The organism is Streptomyces sp. NPDC043878, from assembly GCF_056435735.1.
This window is the reverse complement of the sequence record NZ_JBWKDW010000033.1, coordinates 61,421-82,955: the sequence shown is the minus strand read 5'-3', so window position 1 is coordinate 82,955 and position 21,535 is coordinate 61,421. Positions and strand designations below refer to the sequence as shown.

The following is a 21,535-nucleotide window of genomic DNA, read 5'->3' as shown; positions in this document are numbered from 1 at the left end:
TCCGCGGCCTCCAGCCGGATCCGCTCGCGAAACGCCTGCCGTCCAGGCGTCAGCCCACCACCCTGCGGATATCTCACACAACCGGCATACCGCGAGGATCACGCATCGTCAGCCCCCGGCGACAACACGCCGCAAAGGTCAGTAGAGGGCACGAGTAGACCCGTCAGCCACCGTTGTTGACCGTGGTTGACCCCCGCATCTGCCACGGCTGTGGCCCGCCGCTCCTTCGTAGATGCGCACGCGATCAGCGTCCTTCGCGCTCGTAGCGTTCCACCCGACGCGCCAACTTTGCGCGATACCTCTCGGGTGCATGGAAAGCCTGAGAGCGGCGGATCATGTCCTCGGCCCTGAGGCTTTCTGCGTAGGCCCGAAGGGCGGGTATCCGAAGGAGGACGGTACGCTGTGATTCGGCCTCCTCGACGGTCCCGAGGGGGGTGCTGGCGTTGCGTTCATGGTTGCAGCCCCAGTGTGTGAGACGCACATTGTCGCGAGTGTCAGCGCCGCCGGCCGCGATGGTGCGGACGTGGTCGATGCTCGATGACCGAGGGTCTGGATGCTGATAGGCCTCGTCTACTGGATCTTGGCACAGGCCACAGATCCAGCCGTCCCGTTCACCGATCTCTTCCGCTGTGTAGCGCTCGATGCCCCCATTGTCCCGCATGCGCTCCCGGCGGCGCCGATCCTGGGCGCGCTTGGCTTCGCTGCGCCGAGGGGTGGGCACGTCTTCGTTGCTCACCTGTGCTTCCTTCTACGCGCTGATGGGCAAGGCCCTTGCCCGCTCCCGAGCTTTGGCACGCACTTCCTTAAGGCGGTCGTGAAAGCCGTTGTGGCGGTTCTGGTCGAGGTTCAGGGGCAGGTCATGCTGAGCGATGAGCTCCGACTCCAAGGTCCACGGTTCGTCGTGTTCCAGCCAGCACACTTGCGCGTGGTTGGCCAGCCATCGGCTGAGGGTGGCTTCCCCGCTCTTACCGAACGTTAGGCGGGTTCCGCTACCTACGCGGCGTAGCTCCAGCCCGAGCAGGCAGCCAAGGGTGAGCCGCAGAGTTGATCCAGCCGCGTTGCCCCGGTAGTGGTATCGGACGCGCTTTCTCAGGTTCTGCGTGCTGGTCCGGTTGGACATGTGGCGCGGAGCTATGCCGACGTATAGCAGTCGTCCGGGGGCCAAGTCGGGGTGGGGCGCCTCCTTGAAATGCCACCCGTAGACTCCGGCCGCTGCTGGTACAGGGCAGTGCCGCAACAAGACCTCTCGCGCCGACCACAGCCGTGCAGGACTGGTGAGGGTGGTTGCGTCCATGGAACCTCCAGCGCGGGAAAGCACACTGGATGCAGGCTACTTGGCGACAACGACAGGTGACGTCTGCGTCAGCAATGCGGGCCACCGGGCTCCGCCAACAGACGACACTCAGCTTGGGAAGCTGCGGGCATCGAAGGCCTCTTGGGGGCACTAACCTGCTCGAACAGCCTGCACGCAGCGTTAGTTGGCCCGGCTGCTTTCACCGTGATTCCCCGTTGTTCCCGCTTGATCTGGTGCGCTTGTGGTGCGTCGCTGTCGGCGTGGGGCTCTACGAACCGCCCCGTCTGCAAGCGCCTCAGAGGTGTTGCTTGGCTGCCCTGACCAGTCGGCTGATGTCGTCACGGGTCCGTACCCTGGCATCGTCGAGTTCTGTTCTGCTGTCTGTCTTGGACAGCACCGTAACGTCTGCGAGCACGTCCTCCGCGGCCTGGCTCAGCGTCTCGTCATCGGTGAGCATCTGCACGCGAAACAGTGCCTCTTGGGCGTTGGATCGCAGGTCGTAGGCGCGGATCCGCACCGTGTCGGGGTCCTCCGGTGGTGGCTGTTCATGCTCGCAGAACCAGAGATGAACCAGGCAGCGACGGTAGTTGACCAAGGCGCCGGCGTAGGCAGAGTAGGCATCGAGTCTTTCCTGTCGCAGCTTCTCCTGACGGCTGAACTGGTGACTTCTGTCGGCGGTGCGCTGCTGGAAGGCCAGGGTGATTCCCGAACCAAGCAGCGTTCCCAGGACGGCTATCCCGCTGGCGATGATGGTCTCCACAACCCAAGCTGATCACGCAGCGGTCGTCCTCCGCGGGGCGTTGCCCAACTCCGACGGCAACACGCTTTCCAACTGTGGTGGTGGTCCCGACGGCCTCGGACGGGGCCGTTCACCTGCGTTCATGGGCGGTCCTCCACGTCGTCCACGTATCCATGAGCGTCGACGGTGATGGGGGTGGCTCGCCCTTTGGCCGTGACGAGCCACGCGAGTACTTGCTCGGTCAGCGGTCCCCTGTCGGGGCCTTCGTCCTTCCAGTACGCTCGCCACCCGCCGCCAGGCACGGCGGCCACCACACGGTCAGCTCGCTCCAGGTGGGAGAAGTCTGGGTACGCCTGACCCGCCGCGTGCCCCGCCTGGGATCGACAATGAGGGCCACGCCCGTGGCGTCGTCCCAGGCGTCCACGTCTACGGTCCGCCCGATCATCGTCTCCGTGCCGGTGAAGATCGCGAGCCAACCGGTCTGGTTGAAGTAGCGCATGCGGCCATCGTCTCTGACGCCTCTGCCGGCGCGTGCCCCGTCGAGACCATCTGATCCGTAGCTCGGGAGAGATCGGTCATTGACGGTCATACAGGCTGCGGGGAGGTTCGAGAGGACCGGTGTTGGGCGCTGACGGTTGCTGGGGTTGCTGTACAGCAACGGGCTACCAGCCCTGCCAGCCATCCGTGATCTCGGCTTCGTTGATGTGCCTCACCTGGCCGCCAGAGCAGGGACATCGATGCTGTGTTCTGTCACGATCTGATCGAGTGCGGCGAGGCAGCGTCATACGGATGCCGTCCTGGGTGCGACTGTTGCAAATGACTCCACAAGCCCGAGCGGCCAGCAGAGTCTTAACGGTCTACTCATCAACCCGTGGTTGAGGTGGCGCGGTCTTGTGGAAGCGGTCCAGCGGATCGATGATGTGCCCACGGCGGCGTCGGATGCAGCGGCTGCGCGTACCGCGTGCTTCTTCCTCGTACTCGCCAGGGTCCATGGCTGCACTCTCGAGGTACCACCCCAGCCTTCGGCTGCTCGTCCTCCTGGCCGCGTTCACCACGCTGCGCTTCGGCGAACTCGCCGCCCTCCGCAGTCGGGACATCGACTTGGAGGGGCTGACCGTCAGCGTCCGCCGGTCTCAAGCCGAGTTGCAGGACGGCCGGCTCTTCGACAAAGTGCCGAAGTCCGCTGGGGTACGTGCCATCTCGTTCCCCGCCGAGCTCGTCGACGACGTGACGCACCCCCTAGAGCAGTTCGCCGCCCCCGGCCGTGACGGTCACGTCTTCGTCGGGCCCCAGGGCGGGCAACTGCGGCGCAGCAACTTCCGGGACGACCGGGTGAAGGCCCGTAAGGCTGCGGCTGTCACGGCCGAGTTGCACTTCCACGATCTTCGGCACACGGGCAGCACGCTGACCTCCCAGGCGGGGGCCAGCACCCGTGAGCTGATGACCCGCATGGGCCACAGCAGCTCACGCGCCGCGCTGATCTACCAGCACACGAGCAGCGACCGCGACCGGACCATCGCTGACCGCCTCGGACCCATGATCCGCGTAAGCGTGGAAGAGCAATCGGGCTCGTCTGAATCGGAAGCATCGAAGTAGCACTACAGAGCCAGACATGGAGGGACCAGACAGGGCTCTCCAACGTATCGCTCGTAATGTTGCATCAGCTGCCGTGACGAAAATATTTGACTGGATGGTCAGGGCTCTGACCTGCGAATTCCAGTGTCTGGTGTTGTCTGGAGTGCGTGTTATGATGCTCTCAACTGGGCGCTAAGTGCGCCCAGTTCGACTATGGGTCCCTTTCTCCCCCAAGGAGCAGGGGCCCTTTTTCGTGCCCCAGGGCCCCCGAAACCTGTTCGGGGGCCCTTCGCCATGTAGGAGGTTGCTGTTGCCCACTTTCGTATCGGCTGCTGCTCTCGGCCTGCCGATTTGGCTGCTGGCGCTCGCGGTTTTTGCTTTGCTGGCCGTGCTACTGCTGGCCGCCTTCATTGGCTGTCTGGCGGTGCGACGCGCTGATCGCAGAGACCTCTCCCAAGTCCTTCTCGGGCTGAGCCACGTCATCTCGTCCATGTGTGGTCTGCTTCCGTGGGGGCGGCCGTCGTCACCCCCGCAGTTGTCGGCAACCGAGTCTGCTTCTGCACCCAGTACGGGCATCGTTGTAGTCATGCAGGCCAACGGTGCTAGGAATCTAGTTGCCGGGGAGAGGGCCGACGGGTGACACGGCGCAGGAATGACGAGTGTCCAGTTGCAAGCACGCAACTGTTCAGTACGGTGCTGGGAAGCTTGAGCACAGGCGACTTGGTGGCCTTCCTGATGCATGTCCTGTACGGCTATTCGACCAGCGATATAGCCACGCACCTGCGCCGAGACAGGCGTGCCGTTGACCAGCAGATCGCCAGAACGTACGCGCGTCTCAACCCGCTCCTTGAGGAGGAACTGAAGGGGCGCGGCGGCACCCTATTGGTTGACGACGGGCTGCGGCGCTTGATCCGGCGAAGCACGGTGGAGTTTTGGGCGCCATGGTGCGAGTGGTGTGATCACGCTTTGCCAACGAGAGTGACGCACGTCGACTTCCAAGCCGCACTCTGCCGAGACGCTCCTCTCTCTCGGCCTCGCCGCTACTGTTCCGCCGCTTGCAGGCAGAAGGCCTATCGATGGCGTCGCTCTATCGAGGATCAGCTGGTGGACGCAGAGTGACCGGTGGCGGATTTAGGACGGATGTGGTGTGTAGCCCTTAGGTTGTTGCCGGGGCGACGAGCCCTCTGCCGGATGATGTGGCAGGCCTGTGGCACGGGGTGGGAAACGAAGAAGGGCCAGCTCAGGAGGAAACCCCTTCTGAGCTGGCCCTTTCTCTGTGCCCCCGGCAGGATTCGAACCTGCGACACCCGCTTTAGGAGAGCGGTGCTCTATCCCCTGAGCTACGAAGGCAGGGCTACAGGCGTCAGCGTACCGGATCTGTGGGGTGGGGGTGGGAGGGGATCAGGTCGGGGGGACGGGGGTGAAGTGGCCTGCTACTCGGAGGTCCGCCTCGATGCGGGTGACCGTCGTCAGCAGCTCCGGGAGGAGGTTCTCGACGCAGTCCGCCGCTGTGTGGCGGGCGGCGTGGACGGTGATGTTCGCCGCGGCGACCGCCTTGCCCGTGCGGTCGCGGACCGGGACCGCGATGGCGCGCAGGCCCTCCTCCAGTTCTCCGTCGACCAGGGCGTAGCTCTGTGCCGGGTCTGCCAGCAGGACCCGGCCCAGTGACGTGGCGTGGGCCGGCAGGCGGGTACCGATCGTGATGTTGACGCTCATGACGCGGTTCGTGGCCGCCCGGGCCGTGTACTGGACCTCCTCGCCCGACGGGGTCAGGATCGCCAGTGACGCCGACTCGTGGATGCGGGCCGCCAGGTCCTCCAGGTGCGGGGTCGCGATCCGGGACAGCGAGGTGCGGGAGACGGGCGGGAAGCCCAGGGACAGGACAGCGGGGGTCAGGTGGAAGGTGCGGTTCTGGCCCTGCCTGACCAGGCCCAGATGTTCGTACGTGATCAGTGCCCTGCGGGCCGTCGCCCGCGCCAGCCCGGTCGCTCTCGCCACCTCCGTCAGTGTGGGCGCCGCCCTGCCCTCGCCGAACGCGGTCAGTACCGTCAGGCCGCGGGCCAGCGACTCGACGAACTTCCTGCCGAGTTCCTGCTTCGACGCGCCCGTCCAGGTCGCCAGGCCCGCCGGCGCCGGCACCGGTGGGGAGGGCGGGGCCGAGGGCGCCGACGCCAGGTCCGTCTCCATCCGCTGCACCGTCGCCCGCAGCATGGGCAGCAGGGTGTCGCGCAGCTCCGTCGCGGTGTGCCGGCTTGTGTGGCTCACCACGCTTGCCACGCAGGCGAGTTGGCTGGTCCGCGGGTCCCGTACCGGCATGGAGACCGCCACCAGGCCCGGCTCGATCAGCTGGTCGTCCAGTGCCCAGCCGTCCTCCCCCGCACGCGCGGCCCGCCGCTCGAACTCCTCGTCCGGCATGACGTGTTCGCGTGGTGGTACGGCCGGGAAACCCTCGTCCTTCGGGTCCGCCGCCCGGCGCTCGTGCCAGCGGCGCCACTGTTCGTCGGTCCACTCGGCCGCGAACAGCGGTCCCGGCGCGGTGCGTTCGGCCGGGAGCAGGTCGCCGATGCGGAAGCTCAGGGACATCGCGCGGCGGCGGGTGGCCTGGTGGATGAAGCGGATGCCGTCGCCGTCGGCGACCGCCAGCGACACCGACTCGTCCAGTTCGTCGGCGAGGGCGTCCGCGTGTGCGTCGAGCAGCGCGGGCAGGCCGAGGGCGGCCAGGTAGGCGTTGCCCAGCTCCATCACGCGAGGGGTGAGAATCGCGTCCCGGCCGTCCAGGCGGACGTACCCCATGCGCGTGAGCGTGGCCGTGATCCGGTCGACCGTGGAGCGGGCCAGGCCGGTGGCCCGCTCCAGCCCGCTCAGGCTGAGCGTCCCGCCCGACTCGGTCAGCGCCCGCAGGACGGCGATCCCCCGGATCAGTGGTGTCACGGCCTCCGACGGCACGGCCGGAGTGGACGGCGCCGGTGCGCCGGCGGTTCTCGTCCCGTCCGCACCCCCGTCGGCCTCGGTCCGCTCCGGGCGGGCGGCGGACGTGGCGGTCGCGGCGCTCTCGTCGGAGTCCATCGTGGGGGAGGCGGGCATCGGTTCTCCGGTACGGCGGTCATGCGGACCCGGCCTACCGTAGTCCCGTCGGTCGCCAATGCCGTCCGGTCCGTCCGGTCCGTCCGGTCCGTCCCGTCCGACCGTCCGGTCCGTCCCTTCCGAGGGCCGGCGGCCGCCGCCACGGCCGGGCTCACCGCTACGGCCGGGCTCACCGCTACGGCCGGGCCCGTCGCTACGGCCGCGTCGCAAGGGCCCGCCACCGCCGAGCGGCGAGGTCCGGTTACCGCCCGTGGGACAAGGGCGTGGCGAAGGCCCGCAACCACCCAACGTGGCGCCGCCCCGCCACCCCCCAATGCGCCGTAGCCCCGCCACCCCCCAACGCGCCGACCCCCCTACCTCCGCGTCACCCGCACCCGATAGTCGCCCTTGAGGTCCGCGCCCGTCACCGATATGCGGAGTCCTCTTCTCGGGTCGGTGAAGTCCTCGCCGGGGGCGAAGGGTGCGTCCGAGAGTTCGGCGTGGACGTTCGGGCTGCGGGTGCAGCCGCCGCTGTTGGGGCGGGAGTCGTAGACCGTCACGGGTCCCATGCCGGTGTCCACGTCTCCGTCGACCTTGTAGATCAGTACGCCCGGCCGGCACACCGCCGCGTCGTTGCCCTCGCGGGTGCGCAGTTCGACGGCGTACCCGGTGCGGGGGCCGACCGGGACGACGAGCAGCTTCACCCCGCCGGGCCGGGCCAGCGGTGTCAGCGTGTACTCGGTGGTGCCGGGCCGGGCCGCGCAGTGCACCTGGGAGGCGTCCAGCCAGCCCAGTTTCCACTTGTGCCAGCCCAACAGGTCGTTGTTGGCGCCCCAGTCCTCGCTCATGATGTCCCAGTGGCCGACCGCGCCCCCGCCCTCCTGGGTGTAGAGGTCGGGCAGGCCGAAGACGTGGCCGTTCTCGTGCGGCAGGACCCGGTAGCCGGTGCGGTCGTAGGAGCCGGAGCCGTCGTCCTGGCGGGAGTAGACGAAGGACGCGTTCGCCACCGGAACGCCGTCGGCGACCGGGGCCTCCGTGTTGCCGGCGAAGGTCACCGACAGGACCGTGTCCAGCGCGGACGGGCCGGCGTTCGGGGTGATCAGCACGTTGAGGAAGTCGTAGGAGCGGAAGTCGACCTTCGGGTCGGCCGTGGCCACGATGTCCTGGACCAGCCGGCGGTAGCCGGGGTCGAAGGGGGCGCCGCGTTCTATGCCGTACGCGTCGAAGGGCTTGGGCATGCGCAGCCAGGTGGGTATCGGTGTCTCGGGGCGGTAGTCGAGACGGCCGTAGGAACTGGTGTGGAACCACTGTTGGGTCTGCGGGAAGAACTCGTGGAAGCGGTCCAGCGCGCTGCCCTGGCCGGGTGCGTCGGAGAAGTCGACCATCAGGGTCAGGGCGCGGACGGTGCCGGTGGAGCGGGAGTAGCCGCCGGACGTCGGGACGCCCTCGGACATCTGGACGGCCGGGCCGCTGCCGATCAGGCAGGGGCTGAGCGCGGGGGAGCGGTCCAGGGAGACCGGCCCGGCCCCGGCCACCAGGTGGCCCATGGGGAGGTGTCCGGTGCCGGCCGAGGTGCTGACCGCCAGGGTCAGGACGGTCACGGAGGCGAGGGCGGCCACACGCCGCGGGCGTATCCGACGGCGGTGCGGCCCGCCGGGCCCCTCAGACTGCGGCTGCATGCACGGGCCTTTCGCTCCGGGCAGCCGCCGGTCACCGGCTGCACCCTTTCGATCACCCTCTGCCGCGAGTTGGCAGGGCGCGCGCTGGGGCAGCCGAACGTGGGGCGCCACCGATGCGGCGGCCGTACCGGGGCTCCAGCACCCCGGGCGCCCCGACCCCGGCGCCCCGACCCCGGGCGCCCCGACTCCTGGCGGCGCGGAGATCGGTGGCGAGGGGACCGGTGGCACGGAGATCGGCGGCGCGGCGATCCGTGGCGAGGAGACCCGCAGCGCGGGGATCGCCGTGGCCCGGAGATCGGTCGCCCGCAGACCCATGGCGAACCGGAGCGGCGGGCGAGGGCGGGCCGCCCGCAAGGGCCCGTGCTCGGGGTGTGGCCGGCGTCCAGCCGACGCCCGGGTAGCGTCCAAGTGGCCCTCAAGTGGCCCTCAAGTGGCGCGCGAGTGACGTCCGGACGTCTGGAGCGACCCCGTCCGCGATGTGACCCAGGTCACAGGAAACTTCTTCGGATGCGGGAAATAACCGGGGATCGTTTCCCCGTTTAGACCTGTGTCCGAGCGAAACGGGGAAACGATCCCCGGATCGCCCGCCCACTCACCCGAGGAGCACACCGTGACCACCGCGACCGCCGTGCAGCGAAAGGTGACCCGGCCGCGTGCCGACGCCCTGCGCAACCGGGAGCGGATCGTCACCGCCGCCCAGGAGATGTTCGTCGAGTTCGGCCCTGACGTGCCGCTCGACGAGATCGCCCGCCGGGCCGGCGTCGGTAACGCCACGTTGTACCGCAACTTCCCGGACCGCGACGCGCTGGTCCGCGAGGTCGTCTGCTCGGTCATGGACCGCACGTCCGAGGCCGCCGAGCAGGGACTCGCGGAAACCGGTGACGCCTTCGAGGCGCTGGAGCGCTTCGTGCACGCTGCCGCCGACGAGCGGATCAGCGCACTGTGCCCGATGGCCGCCAGCACCTTCGACCAGAACCACCCCGACCTGGTGGACGCGCGTGAACGCGTCGAGCAGCTCGTCGAGGAGCTCATGGACCGGGCGAAGGCGGCCGGCCGGCTCCGTACCGATGTGGGCGTCGGTGACCTGTTGGTCGCCGTGGCCCAGCTCAGCCGGCCGCCGGCCGGCACGGGCTGCCTCAGCGCCGACCGCTTCGTACACCGTCACCTGCAGCTGTTCCTGGACGGACTGCGGGCCCCGGCCCGTTCCGTCCTGCCGGGCACGGCCGCGACCATGGAGGACCTCCGCCAAGCCTGAGCCACAGTTCAGAGAGTTTGTCGATCCGGCTGAGACGGTCTCGGTCCCGACCCGTTCGACCCGCTGAGCTCGCGGAGAGCGAGCGGTCGAGATCGCGTTCAGCTTCCGGCAGTCGCCAACCGACGAGCCGTCCCCTGCACACGTTTTTTTCCGTCACGAAGTACCGAAGTGGGTATCCCCATGTCTGAAACAGCCGTAAAGGCCGCCGGCGTCGCCGACGCCCATGCCAACCGCTGGAAAGCCCTGTCGTTCATCGCGCTGGCCCAGCTGATGGTCGTCCTCGACGCGACCATCGTGAACATCGCACTGCCCTCCGCCCAGCAGGACCTGGGGATCTCGGACGGCAACCGGCAGTGGGTCATCACGGCCTACGCCCTCGCCTTCGGTGGTCTGCTGCTCTTCGGCGGTCGTATCGCGGACCTGTGGGGCCGCAAGCGCACCTTCGTCGCCGGTCTGATCGGCTTCGCCGCCGCGTCCGCCATCGGTGGCGCGGCCACCAACGAGGCGATGATGCTCGGTGCCCGTGCCCTGCAGGGTGCGTTCGGCGCGCTGCTCGCGCCCGCTGCGCTCTCCCTGCTCGCCGTGATGTTCACGGAGCCCAAGGAACGCGCCAAGGCGTTCGGTATCTACGGTGCGATCGCCGGTGGCGGCGGCGCCGTGGGATTCATCCTCGGCGGTGTCCTCACCGAGTACATGAACTGGCGCTGGACGTTCTTCGTCAACATCCCCTTCGCGATCGTCGCCGCCGCGGGCGCGTACTTCGTCATCCGTGAGCCGGCCGGCGGCCGCAACCGCTCGCCGCTCGACATCCCGGGTGTCATCCTCTCCGTCCTCGGTCTGGTCACCCTCGTCTACGGCTTCACCCGCGCCGAGTCCGACGGCTGGGGTGACTCCGTGACCGTCGGCCTGTTCGTCGCCTCCGCGGTGCTGCTGGCCGCGTTCGTCGTCACCGAGTCCCGGGTCAAGGCCCCGCTGCTGCCGCTGCGCGTCATCACCGAGCGCAACCGCGGAGGCGTCTACCTCTCCCTCGGTCTCGCGATCATCGCGATGTTCGGCCTGTTCCTCTTCCTGACGTACTACCTGCAGATCGTGAAGGGCTACTCGCCGGTCAAGACCGGCTTCGCCTTCCTGCCGATGATCGCGGGCATGATGGTGGGCTCCACGCAGATCGGCACCCGCCTGATGACCCGGGTCGCTCCGCGCTTCCTGATGGCTCCGGGCTTCCTGGTCGCCAGCGTCGGCATGCTGTTCCTGACCCAGCTGGAGATCGGCTCCTCGTACTCCGGCGTGATCCTGCCCGGCATGGTGCTGCTCGGTCTCGGCATGGGTACGGCGTTCATGCCCGCCATGTCGCTGGCCACGTTCGGCATCGAGCCGCGTGACGCCGGTGTCGCCTCCGCGATGGTCAACACCTCGCAGCAGGTGGGCGGCGCGATCGGTACGGCCCTGCTGAACACGATCGCCGCCTCGGCGACGACCTCGTACATCAAGGACCACATCGGCACCGCCGCCTCCAGGTCCCAGCAGCAGCTGGTGCAGCTGGAGGGCCAGGTGCACGGTTACACCAACGCCATCTGGTTCGCCGTGGGCATCCTCGTGGCGGCCGCGACGGTCGCGGCGACCCTCATCAACACCGGCCGCCCGGGCAGCACCACGGTGGCGGGTTCCGGCGAGGTCGTCGAGGACGAGGCGGCCGTGCCGGTGGTCATGCACTGATCCCCGACGGCCGTCCGCCCGAGCTGTGCGGACGGCCCCGGGGCCACCGGGAACCCGCTTCGACAACTGTTCGACCCTCGTCGGTGCACGTCGCCGACGGTGCGCACGGGGAAGGGGACGCCCCGCACGCACGACCCTGACGGGCCTGCCCTGTCTCCGCCGGACTCGGGTTCAGCGGAGCCAGGGCAGGTCCGCACCCGCTCCGTTCGGCTGAAGTCCCTCGGCGAGGATCTGCATGATCTCGCCGAGGGACTTCAGCTGTTCCGGGGTGAGCCGCTCGAAGACCGCCTGCCGTACGGCGCTGACGTGGCCCGGCGCGGTCCGCCGCAGGACGTCGGCGCCCTCGTCCGTCAGGACGGCGAACTGGCCGCGCTTGTCGGAGGGGCAGTCCTCGCGGCGCACCCAGCCGTTGCGCTCCAGGCGGGCGACGGCGTGGGAGAGACGGGACCGGGTGATCTTGGCCATCATGGCGAGCTCGGTCATCCGCAGCCTGCGGTCCGGGGACTCGGCGAGCTTGACCAGCAGGCCGTAGTAGATGTGCGGCATGCCCGCGTCGCGCTGGAGCTGGCGGTCGAGATGGTCCTCGAGCAGGGTGGAGGCGTCGACGTAGGAGCGCCAGACGCGCTGTTCCTCGTCGTCGAGCCAGCGGGGCTCTTCAGCGGATGCGGGTGCCGTCTTCATGTACTCCACTGTACGAGAGTTCTCCTTGAATCTTAAACAAACCGGGCGTACGCTGGGTGGCACATACATTGAGAGTTCAAGTAGTCGTGACGCCCCCGCTCTCGTCCCACTCTTCCGACTTCCGAGGGAGTAGCCGCCATGTCCGCCGCCACCCAGGAGCGCATGCCCGCCCTCTATCTCAGCCATGGCGCCCCGCCCCTGGCGGACGACCCCGTCTGGCCCGGACAGCTCGCCGCCTGGTCCAAGGACCTGCCGCGGCCCAGGGCGATCCTGATGGTCTCCGCCCACTGGGAGGAGGCCCCGCTCGCCCTCGGTGCCACCACGGCCGTCCCCCTCGTCTACGACTTCTGGGGCTTCCCCGAGCACTACTACCAGGTCCGGTACGCGGCCCCCGGCGCGCCCGAACTCGCCGAGTCGGTACGGAAACTGCTGCGCGCCCCCGGCATGCCCGTGCAGGACATCCCCGACCGCGGCCTCGACCACGGTGCCTACGTGCCGCTCGTCGAGATGTTCCCCGAGGCCGACATCCCAGTCCTGCAGATCTCCATGCCGACCCTCGATCCGGTGAAACTCATGGAGATCGGCCGCACCCTGGCCCCGCTGCGCGACGAGGGCGTACTGATCGTCGGCTCCGGCTTCTTCACCCACAACCTGGCCGCGCTGCGGCACACCGGCGGGGGAGTGCCGACCTGGTCCTCGGAGTTCGACGACTGGGGCCGCCGCGCCCTGGAGACCCGTGACTGGGACGCCCTGCTCGACTTCCTCGACAAGGCCCCGGCCGGCCGGTACGCCCACCCGCGCACCGAGCACTTCGCCCCGCTGTTCGTGACCATGGGCGCGGCGGAGGCGGGCGGCGAGCTGGACGCTCAGAGGTCCGTGATCGACGGGTTCTGGCTGGGGATGGCCAAGCGGTCGGTGCAGTTCGGCTGAGGGCTTCGGCTGAGGGCTTCGGCTGAGGGCCGCCCTCCGGGAGTGGCCGGCTCAGAGTTCCCCTCGGGGGACCGCTCGGAGTTCCACCCGGGAGTCCCCTCGGGCGTCCGCTCGGAGTTCCTTCTCGTACCAGGCCACGTCCCAGTAGCGGCCGAACTTGCGGCCCACCTCCGCGTACGTGCCGACGTGCCGGAAGCCGAAGCGTTCGTGCAGCCGCACGGACGCTTCGTTCGGCTGGGCGATCCCGGCGTAGGCGCGGTGCAGGTCCTCGCCGGAGAGGGCCGCGAAGAGCGCGGCGTACAGCAGCGTGCCGACTCCGCGGCCGCCCGCGTCCGGGGCGACGTAGACCGTGGTCTCCACCGAGGTGCCGTAGGCGGGCTTCGGGCGGTAGGGGCTGGATGTGGCGTAGCCCAGAATCTCCTGTGAGATCCCCCGCGGACCCGCCGTTGTGGCAACCATCAGGCGATACGGCCCGTCTTCAGGGTGGGACAGCAGCCAGGGGCGGCGTTCCTCCGGGGTGAAGACCTCCGTGTCGAATGTGATGGGCGTCTCACGTACGTAGTGGTTGTAGAGGGCGGTGAGAGCGTCGAGGTCACCTTCGGCTCCCGGTCTGACCTGGACCTCTGTACGTTCCGACGGCATCCTGCCTCCCCGTGTGGCGGGACAGGGTACTGCATGATCAGAAAAACAGCGGTGCCGGTTGGGAATTCTGTCCGGATTCCAGTCGTTGTTTCCATCAGATGCGGGGCACACGAGGAGAGTGCCGAGCGTCTGAGAGACCACCGCTGAACCACCATCGCAAGGGAGCACGCATGGCAACCCGTGCCGTCGCCCGTCGTCAGTCCGCCACCGGCGGGACCAGCGACGCGCCACGCAGTGTTCGCGCCCATGGCGGCGAGATCGCCGACCGCGACCTGGTCGGCATGTACCTCGACGAGATCGCGCGCACACCGCTGCTCGACGCCGCCAAGGAAGTCGAGCTGTCCCAGATCATCGAGGCGGGTGTGTTCGCGCGGCAGGTCCTCGACGGGTTCGAGGAGTCCAAGGCGGACGCCACCCGTGAGGAGCTCGAGGCGCTGATCGCCGAGAGCGAGCGGGCCAAGGACGTCTTCATCCGTTCCAACCTCCGGCTGGTCGTGGCCGTGGCCCGCCGCTACCCCCGTAGTGGCCTGCCCCTGCTCGACCTGGTCCAGGAGGGCAACGCCGGCCTGGTGCGCGCGGTAGAGAAGTTCGACTACCGCAAGGGCTTCAAGTTCTCCACGTACGCCACCTGGTGGATCCGCCAGGCCATCACCCGGTCGATCGCCGACCAGTCGCGCACCATACGCCTGCCCGTCCACCTGGTGGAGGAACTGGGCCGGATCCGCCGCGTGCAGCGCGAGTTCAACCGGGAGAACGGCCGGGACCCGGAGCCCGCCGAGATCGCCGCCGAGCTCGGCTCGACGCCGGCGCGTGTGACGGACGTCCTGGACTGGGCCCGCGACCCGGTCTCGCTGAACATGGCGGTCGACGACGACGGGGACACCCAGTTCGGCGACCTCCTGGAGGACACCTCAGCGGTGTCGCCGGAGCAGTCGGTGCTCACCCTGCTGCGCAGCGAGGAACTGGACGACCTCATCGGCCGCCTCGACCAGCGCACGGCCTCGATCATCAAGATGCGCTACGGCATCGAGGACGGCCGCGAGCGCACGCTGACCGAGGTGGGCAAGGAGCACGGTCTGACCCGCGAGCGCATCCGCCAGATCGAGAAGCACGCCCTGCTGGAGCTGAAGAAGCTGGCACGGGACACGGGGTTCGACGCGGCCGCGTGACGGCCGGGAGACCCACCACGCCGGTTACGCAATCGACAGGTGTGGCTGCGGGAATGTCGGGTAGTCGCGTCAGCGGAAGGGGCGTGCACGACCTGACCCGCGCCGGATGGCGTACGACGGCCCTGGGCCGCGTACGCCGGGTGGCGCAAGACGGCGGAAACATGGCGTGTATCGCCGCTTCAACCGACAAAGGTCCGGGAACAAGACTTCAGAGCCCGGCAGTTCACAGCGTCTCCGCGGATCTCCGGAGTCCAGGGGCCCGGTCCCTGACTCCCTGAGCCAAGTCCCGTCGCACACCCCCCGGCGCCGGGACTCTCCACCAGCCGGGTTCCGGCACCCTCCCCCCCCGGGTGCCGGAACCCGGCTGACTTCGTTCCGGGCAGAGGGACGGCGGGCCACCCCGTACCTGAACTCCGGGGTGGCCCGCCGAATGGCAGATTGTGTCACATGGGCATAGCCTGCCGAATGTGCGTCTCCCCACCTCTGCCTCCCTCACCCCACCTGCCACCACGGCCACCTCGCTCACGGAACGCCGTAAGGCCGCGACCAGGATGGAGATCGCCCGCGCGGCGGCGGGCCTCTTCGTCCGGCACGGTCTGCGGGCCACCCGAGCCGAGGACATCGCGCAGGCGGCGGGGATCGCGCCGCGCACGTTCTACCGCTACTTCGCCACCAAGGAAGAGGCCGTCGCCCCGCTCTACGCGGCGGGCGCCGAGCGCTGGGCGGTGGCGGTCCGCGAGGCCCCGGCCGACCTGTCCCTCCCGCAGGCCCTGGAGCACGGCGTACGGCACACGCTGACACCCGGCGTCGGCGTCTCGGCCAGTTCGTGGGAATGGGTCCGCACCCTGATCCGGCTGGCCGACGCGAGCCCCGCTCTGCGCAAGGTGTGGGCGGAGGTGTGCCACACGTCCGAACAGACGCTGGCGGAGGTGGTGTGGGAACGGGTGACGGGACATGCACCGGGACACGCACCGGGACATGTCCCGGGTCATGGCGACAACGTTGCCGTGGAGGAGGGGCGTGGTGAAGGTGATGGCGATGGCGACGGTGACGGCGGGTCCTCGGCCGGTTCGAGTCCTGGTCCCGGTTCGGGTCCCGGGGGCGACGCGCTCGGTGTCGACGCGCTCGGTGTCGTCCCCGCCGGGCTGCGTTTCGCCGCCGCCGCCGCGAGTGCCGCCGTACGCACGGCTGTCGAGGGCTGGGCGGCCGGAGACGCGGCCGCCGGCGGACCGGAGGGGCCGGCCGCGGTGGCGCTGCGGAACCTCGACGCGCTGCGGGACTTCCCCTGGGAGACGGTGGTGGACCGGCGCGAGGAGTGACGGAGGCGCTCCGTGATTCCCCCTGGGGGCAGCGCGGGCTGTCAGGTCAGGCGCTTCCCGCTCGGACCAGCCGGGTGCCCAACTCCCTTACGCAACTGGCGAGTTCCTCCGGTCCCTCGACCGTGAAATCGACCCCCAGCGTCGCCAGCCGTACCGCCAGCCAGTCGACCGTGTCCCCGGTCGTGGTGTGCAGACGGCAGCGGTTCTCGTCGAGCGGCTCGGGTGTGCCGAGCCAGGACGGCAGCCGTGGGGCGACCACGTCGGCCGGGGCGGCGAAGGTGACCGTGAACTCGTACGTCTCCTGGCGCCCGTACATCGACTGCCTCAGATAGTCCGCCGCGTTGCCCGTCGGCAGCTCGCGGGGGGTGAACCGGGCGCCGGTCGCGAGCGGTTCGCTCACCCGGTCGACCCGGAAGGTGCGCCAGTCGTCGCGGTCGAGGTCGTAGGCGACGAGGTACCAGCGTCGCCCCGTCGACACCAGCCGGTAGGGCTCCGTCACGCGGCGCGACGCGGTGCCGTCCTTGGCGCGGTAGGCGAACCGCAGGCGCTCGCGCCCGGCCACCGTCGAGGCCATCACGGTCAGGGTCTCCGGCGCGATGTTCGCGCCGTCTCCGCTGGTCAGCGGGGTGGTGGCGGCCTGGAGGGTGGAGACGCGGTGGCGGAGACGGGACGGCAGGACCTGCTCCAGCTTGGCCAGGGCGCGGACGGACGCCTCGTCCACGCCCGCCACGGCGTGTCCCGCCCCGGCCCGCAGGCCGACCGCGATCGCGACCGCCTCCTCGTCGTCGAGCACGAGCGGCGGCATCGCCTTGCCCGCGACCAGCCGGTAGCCGCCGTCGGAGCCCTTGCTGGCCTGCACGGGGTAGCCCAGTTCACGCAGCCGGTCGATGTCGCGCCGGACGGTGCGGCGGGAGACCCCGAGCCGGCCGGCGAGCTCGCCGCCGGGCCACTCGCGGGGCGTCTGGAGGAGGGAGAGGAGCTGAAGGAGCCGGGCCGGAGTGTCCGTCGTCATGGGATCGAGGATGCCGCAGATCTAGGACATGATCTGACCTAATGGGCCCGTAGCGTGAAGGCATGAACTCCACCGAACCCCTTGTGGACAGCTCGGCCGGCCCGGCCTCGACAGCGGACCGCCGCCGCTGGTTCGCCCTGGCGATCGTGATGACCGCGGCCTTCATGGACCTTGTCGACGTCACGATCGTCAACATCGCGATCCCGTCGATCCAGCAGGACGCGGGCGCCTCCTTCAGCCAGATCCAGTGGATCACCGCCGGTTACGCACTCGCCTTCGCCGCCGGCCTCATCACCGGCGGCCGGCTCGGCGACATCCACGGCCGCAGGCGACTGTTCCTCGTCGGCATCGGCGGGTTCACACTCGCCTCCGCGCTGTGCGGCTTCGCCGCCAACCCGGAGATGCTGGTCGCCTCGCGCATCCTGCAGGGCGGCATGGCGGCGATGATGGTGCCGCAGGTCCTGTCGATCGTCCACGCCACCTTCCCGGCGCACGAGCGGGGCAAGGTGTTCGGGCTCTTCGGCGCCGTCGTGGGTCTCGGGGCGGTGTCCGGGCCGCTGCTCGGGGCCCTGCTGACGGAGTGGAACCTGTTCGGCCTCGAATGGCGGCCTATCTTCCTGATCAACCTGCCGGTCGGCGTCGCGGGCCTGATCCTCGGCCGCCGCTTCATCACCGAGTCCAAGGCGCCGAAGGCGCTCAAGCTCGACCTCGTCGGGGTCGCCCTCGTCGTCCTGGGCCTGCTGATGCTGCTCTACCCGCTGACCCGCGGCCGCGAGCTGGGCTGGCCGCTGTGGGGGTACGCCTCGATGGCGGGCTCGCTCGTCGTGTTCGCGGCGCTGGTGGCGTACGAGCGGCGCAAGACCGCCCGCGACGGCTCCCCGCTCGTCGAACTGTCCCTGTTCCGGGTCAAGAGCTTCGCGGCCGGCATCGCGGTGCAGACCGTCTTCGGGGTCGCGCTCGGCATCTTCTTCCTCGTGTGGACGCTGTACATGCAGGTGGGGCTGGGCTGGAGCCCGCTGCGCGCGGGCCTGACCGGGGTCCCCTTCTCCATCGCGGTCTCGGCGGCGGCCGGCCTGTCCGTCCAGCAACTGGTGCCGCGCTTCGGCCGCAGGGTCCTCCAGTCGGGCGCGCTGGTGATGGGCGCGGGCGTGCTGCTCTACATCGGGGAGTCCGAGCGGTACGGCCTGCGGATCGCCTCCTGGCAGATGGCCCTGCCCCTGGTCGTCATGGGCCTCGGCATGGGACTGATCGTCGCCCCGCTGACCGACGCGGTGCTCTCGGACGTGCCGCGCGAACACGCGGGTTCGGCGTCGGGACTCATCAACACCGTGCAGCAGATGGGCAACGCGCTGGGTCTCGGCCTGGTGTCCGTCGTCTTCTTCGGCCCGATCGGCGACGACCTGCGCCCCACCGAGATCGGCCCGGCCTTCGTGAACGGCTTCCAGCACGCACTGGGCTGGGTGGCCGCGGTGATGGCCATGATCTTCCTCCTGATGTTCGCCCTCCCGGCCCGCGCGGCCCAGCACACGCAGGGGGCGGACGGCGAGGTGGGGTCGGGGGAGCGGGAGGCGGTGCTGACGGGGTGAGCGGGGCCCCACAGCACCGGCCGCGCGCGGGGTGAGCCACGGTCATCCCGGTGCCGCAGGAGCCGAGGCCGGATCCTTGCTCAGCGCCGAGCCGCGAGTCGAGTGCCCGCCCTCCGTGACGACGGACGGCGGGCACTGCCATGCGCCCTGCCGGAGAAGGGTCGGGCGCTTGAGCGGGCAACAGAGTGCCCGTTTGTGTCTGAGTTGCTTCCGAACCTGTTTACTTTACGGAAATCCGGGCGTAGCCTCCGACTGAAACCACAGGTTCGGGCATCGGTCGGAGGCGAACGGGCATGTACGCACCGGAGCGGCAGCAGGAGATTCTCCGGCTCGCGCGTGACGGCGGGCGGGTGGACGTGGTGTCTCTGGCCGAGGAGTTCCAGGTCACGGCGGAGACGATCCGGCGGGATCTGAAGGCCCTCGACCGGGCCGGGCTCCTGCGCCGGGTGCACGGTGGGGCCATACCGGCCGGGCGCCTCGACTTCGAACCGGACCTCGCCGAGCGCGAGTCGACCGCGGCCGACGAGAAGGACCGGATCGCGAAGGCGGCCCTCGCGGAGGTGCCGGGCGAGGGCACGATGATCCTCGACGCCGGTACGACCGTCGCACGCCTGGCCGGCGCGATCCCGCTGGAGGCCGCGCTCACCGTCGTCACGCACTCCCTGCCGATCGCGGCCCGCCTCGCGGACCACCCCGGCATGCAGCTCCATCTCGTCGGGGGGCGCGTCCGGCACCGTACGCGCGCCGCCGTGGACGCCTGGGCGCTGCGTGCCTACGGCGAGATCCGGGCCGACGTCCTGTTCGTCGCCGCCAACGGCTTCTCGGCCGAGCGCGGGCTGACCACCCCCGACCTCGCCGAGGCCGCGGTGAAGCGGGCGGCGATGGCCGCGGCGCGCCGCGTGGTGCTGCTCGCCGACTCCGCCAAGCACGGGCAGGAGCACTTCGCCCGCTTCGGCGCCCTGAGCGACGTGGACCTGCTGATCACCGACAGCGGGCTGAGCCCGGAAGACGCCACCGCCATCGAGCGCGGCGGCACGGAGGTAGTGCGCGCATGATCCTCACCGTCACCCCGAACCCGTCCCTGGACCGTACGTACGAGGTCCCCTCGCTGGATCGTGGCGAGGTCATCCGCGCCACCGGCGAACGCATGGACCCGGGTGGCAAGGGCGTGAACGTCTCGCGTGCCGTGGCGGCCGCCGGGCGGCGCACGGTCGCGGTGCTGCCCCTCGGCGGTGCGCCGGGCGCGCTCGTCGCCGACCTGCTCGACGCGCAGGGCATCGAGGTCGCGCCGGTGCCGGTGGCCGGAGCGACCCGCTCCAACATCGCGCTCGCGGAGGCGGACGGCGTACTCACGAAGATCAACGCACCCGGGCCCGAACTGTCGCACGCCGAGCGCGAGTCGCTGCTGGAGACGGTACGACGGCAGTCGGCCGACGCCGACTGGATCGCCTGCTGCGGCAGCCTGCCGCGGGGGCTCGCCCCTTCCTGGTACGCCGAGTTGGTCGCGCGGGCGCACGCCGCGGGCGCCCGGATCGCGCTGGACACCTCGGGGCCCGCGCTGCTGCAGGCGCTGCGGGAGCGGCCCGAGGTGGTCAAGCCGAACGCCGAGGAACTCGCGGAGGCCGTGGGTCGCCCCCTGGCCACGGTCGGGGACGCGGTGAAGGCGGCCGAGGAACTGCGCGGGATGGGCGCGCGCGCCGTCCTCGCGAGCCTGGGCGCCGACGGACAGCTGCTGGTGAACGACGCCGGTGCCTGGTTCGGCAGCGCGCGCGTCGACGTCGTACGCAGCAACGTGGGCGCCGGCGACTCCTCGCTCGCCGGATTCCTCATCGCCGGCGGCAGCGGACCGGAGGCCCTCGCCTCGGCGGTCGCGCACGGTGCGGCGGCCGTACAGCTGCCCGGCAGCGTGATGCCGAGGCCCGGCGACCTGGACCCGGCCGCGGTGACCGTCACCTCCGAGGTGCCCGTGGACCGCGTACTGAAGGAGCCGGCGGCATGACGACGTACGCCCCGCCCCGGAGCCGGGGCGCCGGGGCTCCCCGCGAACGAGCGACCCCGCCGGCGCCCCTGACCGAGGGCCGTATCCCCGTCTCCACCCCCGTCCCCGTCTCCACCCCCCTCCCCGTCCCCGTCACCACCCTCGCCCACCGCGTCTGCCGGGCGATACGCGTGCGAAGGAGCCCGCGATGAGCGACATGATCACCGCGGACCTGGTCGATCTCGACCTGTCCGCCGACACCAAGGAAGCGGCGGCCCGTGCCCTCGCCGAGCGCATGGTCGCCCTGGGCCGGGTGACCGACCTGGAGGGCTTCCTCGCCGACGTGGCCGCCCGCGAGGCGCAGATGCCGACCGGCCTCGACGGCGGAATCGGCATCCCGCACTGCCGCAGCGAACACGTCACCGAGCCGACCCTCGGCTTCGGCCGCAGCGCCGCGGGTATCGACTTCGGCGCCCCCGACGGGCCCGCCGACCTGATCTTCCTGATCGCCGCCCCGGCCGGCGCGGACGACGCCCACCTCACCATCCTGTCGTCGCTGGCCCGGCAGCTCATGAACGCCGAGTTCACCTCCGCCCTGCGGTCGGTGGACGGCGCGGCGGCCGCGGCCGCGCTCATCCGCAGGGACGAACCCGCGGCGGCCTCCGCGCCCGGCACGGGTGACACCGCGGCTGTGGGTGACACGGCTGCTGTGAGCGGCACGGGCGGCGCGGGAGCCGCGGGCGGCGCGGGTTCCGCCGAAGACTCCGTGGCGGGGGGGGGGGGGGGGGCCCCCCCGCCCCCCCCCCCCACCCCCACAAAAAAGAGCCCCCCCGAGGGGGAAGGGTGTGGTAAAGAAGAGAGAGCAGTTTCGATGTGTTCCACCGCCCCCTGTTCTCC

General features: G+C 70.2%; 19 protein-coding genes, 1 tRNA gene and 2 pseudogenes. 11 read left to right on the top strand and 11 right to left on the bottom strand.

The features are described from left to right. The 5 genes and pseudogenes from AC07AZ_RS34065 to AC07AZ_RS34045 form a co-directional block, all read right to left on the bottom strand. Positions 1-77 (bottom strand): annotated as a pseudogene (locus AC07AZ_RS34065) (helix-turn-helix domain-containing protein); the annotation flags it as partial. 167 nt (positions 78-244) lie between these two features. After that, positions 245-736 carry an HNH endonuclease gene (locus tag AC07AZ_RS34060; protein ID WP_478854605.1) on the bottom strand — a complete coding sequence of 164 codons (492 nt, stop codon included), beginning with the start codon at positions 734-736 and terminating at the stop codon, positions 245-247. A 12-nt stretch (positions 737-748) separates the two neighbouring features. Then, a complete protein-coding gene (locus tag AC07AZ_RS34055; RefSeq protein ID WP_478854604.1) occupies positions 749-1,294 on the bottom strand; it encodes a GIY-YIG nuclease family protein in 546 nt (181 codons plus the stop codon). 295 nt (positions 1,295-1,589) lie between these two features. Then, positions 1,590-2,054, bottom strand: coding sequence for a hypothetical protein (locus tag AC07AZ_RS34050; protein WP_478854603.1), 465 nt, complete (start codon positions 2,052-2,054; stop codon positions 1,590-1,592). A 220-nt stretch (positions 2,055-2,274) separates the two neighbouring features. After that, a complete protein-coding gene (locus AC07AZ_RS34045) occupies positions 2,275-2,532 on the bottom strand; it encodes a hypothetical protein (RefSeq protein WP_478854602.1) in 258 nt (85 codons plus the stop codon). Positions 2,533-3,047: 515 nt separating this feature from the next. Here AC07AZ_RS34045 and AC07AZ_RS34040 point away from each other — a divergent pair. Beyond that, a pseudogene (locus tag AC07AZ_RS34040) lies at positions 3,048-3,629 on the top strand (tyrosine-type recombinase/integrase); the annotation flags it as partial. A gap of 615 nt (positions 3,630-4,244) precedes the next feature. Beyond that, positions 4,245-4,727, top strand: coding sequence for a sigma factor-like helix-turn-helix DNA-binding protein (locus AC07AZ_RS34035; protein ID WP_478854601.1), 483 nt, complete (start codon positions 4,245-4,247; stop codon positions 4,725-4,727). A gap of 158 nt (positions 4,728-4,885) precedes the next feature. Here the strand turns inward: AC07AZ_RS34035 and AC07AZ_RS34030 are convergent. The 3 genes from AC07AZ_RS34030 to AC07AZ_RS34020 form a co-directional block, all read right to left on the bottom strand. Further along, positions 4,886-4,958: transfer RNA gene (locus AC07AZ_RS34030), tRNA-Arg, on the bottom strand. A 51-nt stretch (positions 4,959-5,009) separates the two neighbouring features. After that, positions 5,010-6,692: an IclR family transcriptional regulator domain-containing protein gene (locus AC07AZ_RS34025; protein WP_478854600.1), complete on the bottom strand. Its 1,683-nt coding sequence runs from the start codon at positions 6,690-6,692 to the stop codon at positions 5,010-5,012. A gap of 353 nt (positions 6,693-7,045) precedes the next feature. After that, positions 7,046-8,350: a M6 family metalloprotease domain-containing protein gene (locus AC07AZ_RS34020; RefSeq protein ID WP_478854599.1), complete on the bottom strand. Its 1,305-nt coding sequence runs from the start codon at positions 8,348-8,350 to the stop codon at positions 7,046-7,048. Between the two features lie 610 nt (positions 8,351-8,960). On the opposite strand from AC07AZ_RS34020, the gene AC07AZ_RS34015 reads away from it, so the two are divergent. After that, positions 8,961-9,605: a TetR/AcrR family transcriptional regulator gene (locus AC07AZ_RS34015; protein ID WP_478854598.1), complete on the top strand. Its 645-nt coding sequence runs from the start codon at positions 8,961-8,963 to the stop codon at positions 9,603-9,605. Positions 9,606-9,785: 180 nt separating this feature from the next. Continuing rightward, positions 9,786-11,321 carry an MFS transporter gene (locus tag AC07AZ_RS34010; RefSeq protein ID WP_478854597.1) on the top strand — a complete coding sequence of 512 codons (1,536 nt, stop codon included), beginning with the start codon at positions 9,786-9,788 and terminating at the stop codon, positions 11,319-11,321. Between the two features lie 171 nt (positions 11,322-11,492). Here AC07AZ_RS34010 and AC07AZ_RS34005 read toward each other — a convergent pair whose 3' ends face one another. Then, positions 11,493-12,002 carry a MarR family winged helix-turn-helix transcriptional regulator gene (locus tag AC07AZ_RS34005; protein WP_478854596.1) on the bottom strand — a complete coding sequence of 170 codons (510 nt, stop codon included), beginning with the start codon at positions 12,000-12,002 and terminating at the stop codon, positions 11,493-11,495. A gap of 138 nt (positions 12,003-12,140) precedes the next feature. On the opposite strand from AC07AZ_RS34005, the gene AC07AZ_RS34000 reads away from it, so the two are divergent. Next, positions 12,141-12,932, top strand: coding sequence for a dioxygenase family protein (locus AC07AZ_RS34000; protein WP_478854595.1), 792 nt, complete (start codon positions 12,141-12,143; stop codon positions 12,930-12,932). Between the two features lie 51 nt (positions 12,933-12,983). Here AC07AZ_RS34000 and AC07AZ_RS33995 read toward each other — a convergent pair whose 3' ends face one another. Beyond that, entirely contained in the window at positions 12,984-13,574 is a 591-nt protein-coding gene (locus AC07AZ_RS33995) for an N-acetyltransferase family protein (protein WP_478854594.1), read from the bottom strand. A 170-nt stretch (positions 13,575-13,744) separates the two neighbouring features. Between AC07AZ_RS33995 and AC07AZ_RS33990 the strand changes: the two genes are divergently transcribed. Together AC07AZ_RS33990 and AC07AZ_RS33985 are read left to right on the top strand one after the other, a co-directional pair. Beyond that, entirely contained in the window at positions 13,745-14,743 is a 999-nt protein-coding gene (locus AC07AZ_RS33990; protein ID WP_478854593.1) for a sigma-70 family RNA polymerase sigma factor, read from the top strand. 551 nt (positions 14,744-15,294) lie between these two features. Further along, entirely contained in the window at positions 15,295-16,062 is a 768-nt protein-coding gene (locus tag AC07AZ_RS33985) for a TetR/AcrR family transcriptional regulator (RefSeq protein WP_478854607.1), read from the top strand. 46 nt (positions 16,063-16,108) lie between these two features. On the opposite strand, the gene AC07AZ_RS33980 is transcribed toward AC07AZ_RS33985, so the two are convergent. Beyond that, positions 16,109-17,074: a helix-turn-helix transcriptional regulator gene (locus AC07AZ_RS33980; RefSeq protein ID WP_478854592.1), complete on the bottom strand. Its 966-nt coding sequence runs from the start codon at positions 17,072-17,074 to the stop codon at positions 16,109-16,111. A 62-nt stretch (positions 17,075-17,136) separates the two neighbouring features. Between AC07AZ_RS33980 and AC07AZ_RS33975 the strand changes: the two genes are divergently transcribed. From AC07AZ_RS33975 to AC07AZ_RS33960, 4 genes are all read left to right on the top strand, one after another. Continuing rightward, the gene (locus AC07AZ_RS33975; RefSeq protein WP_478854591.1) at positions 17,137-18,660 is read left to right on the top strand and encodes an MFS transporter; all 1,524 of its coding nucleotides are present in this window, start codon (positions 17,137-17,139) and stop codon (positions 18,658-18,660) included. Positions 18,661-18,953: 293 nt separating this feature from the next. Next, a complete protein-coding gene (locus tag AC07AZ_RS33970) occupies positions 18,954-19,715 on the top strand; it encodes a DeoR/GlpR family DNA-binding transcription regulator (RefSeq protein ID WP_478854590.1) in 762 nt (253 codons plus the stop codon). Next, entirely contained in the window at positions 19,712-20,659 is a 948-nt protein-coding gene (pfkB, locus tag AC07AZ_RS33965; RefSeq protein ID WP_478854589.1) for a 1-phosphofructokinase, read from the top strand. The genes AC07AZ_RS33970 and pfkB overlap by 4 nt, the downstream gene beginning before the upstream one ends. Positions 20,660-20,846: 187 nt before the next feature. Next, the coding region (locus tag AC07AZ_RS33960; protein WP_478854588.1) for a PTS sugar transporter subunit IIA at positions 20,847-21,535 on the top strand (689 nt) is incomplete at its 3' end.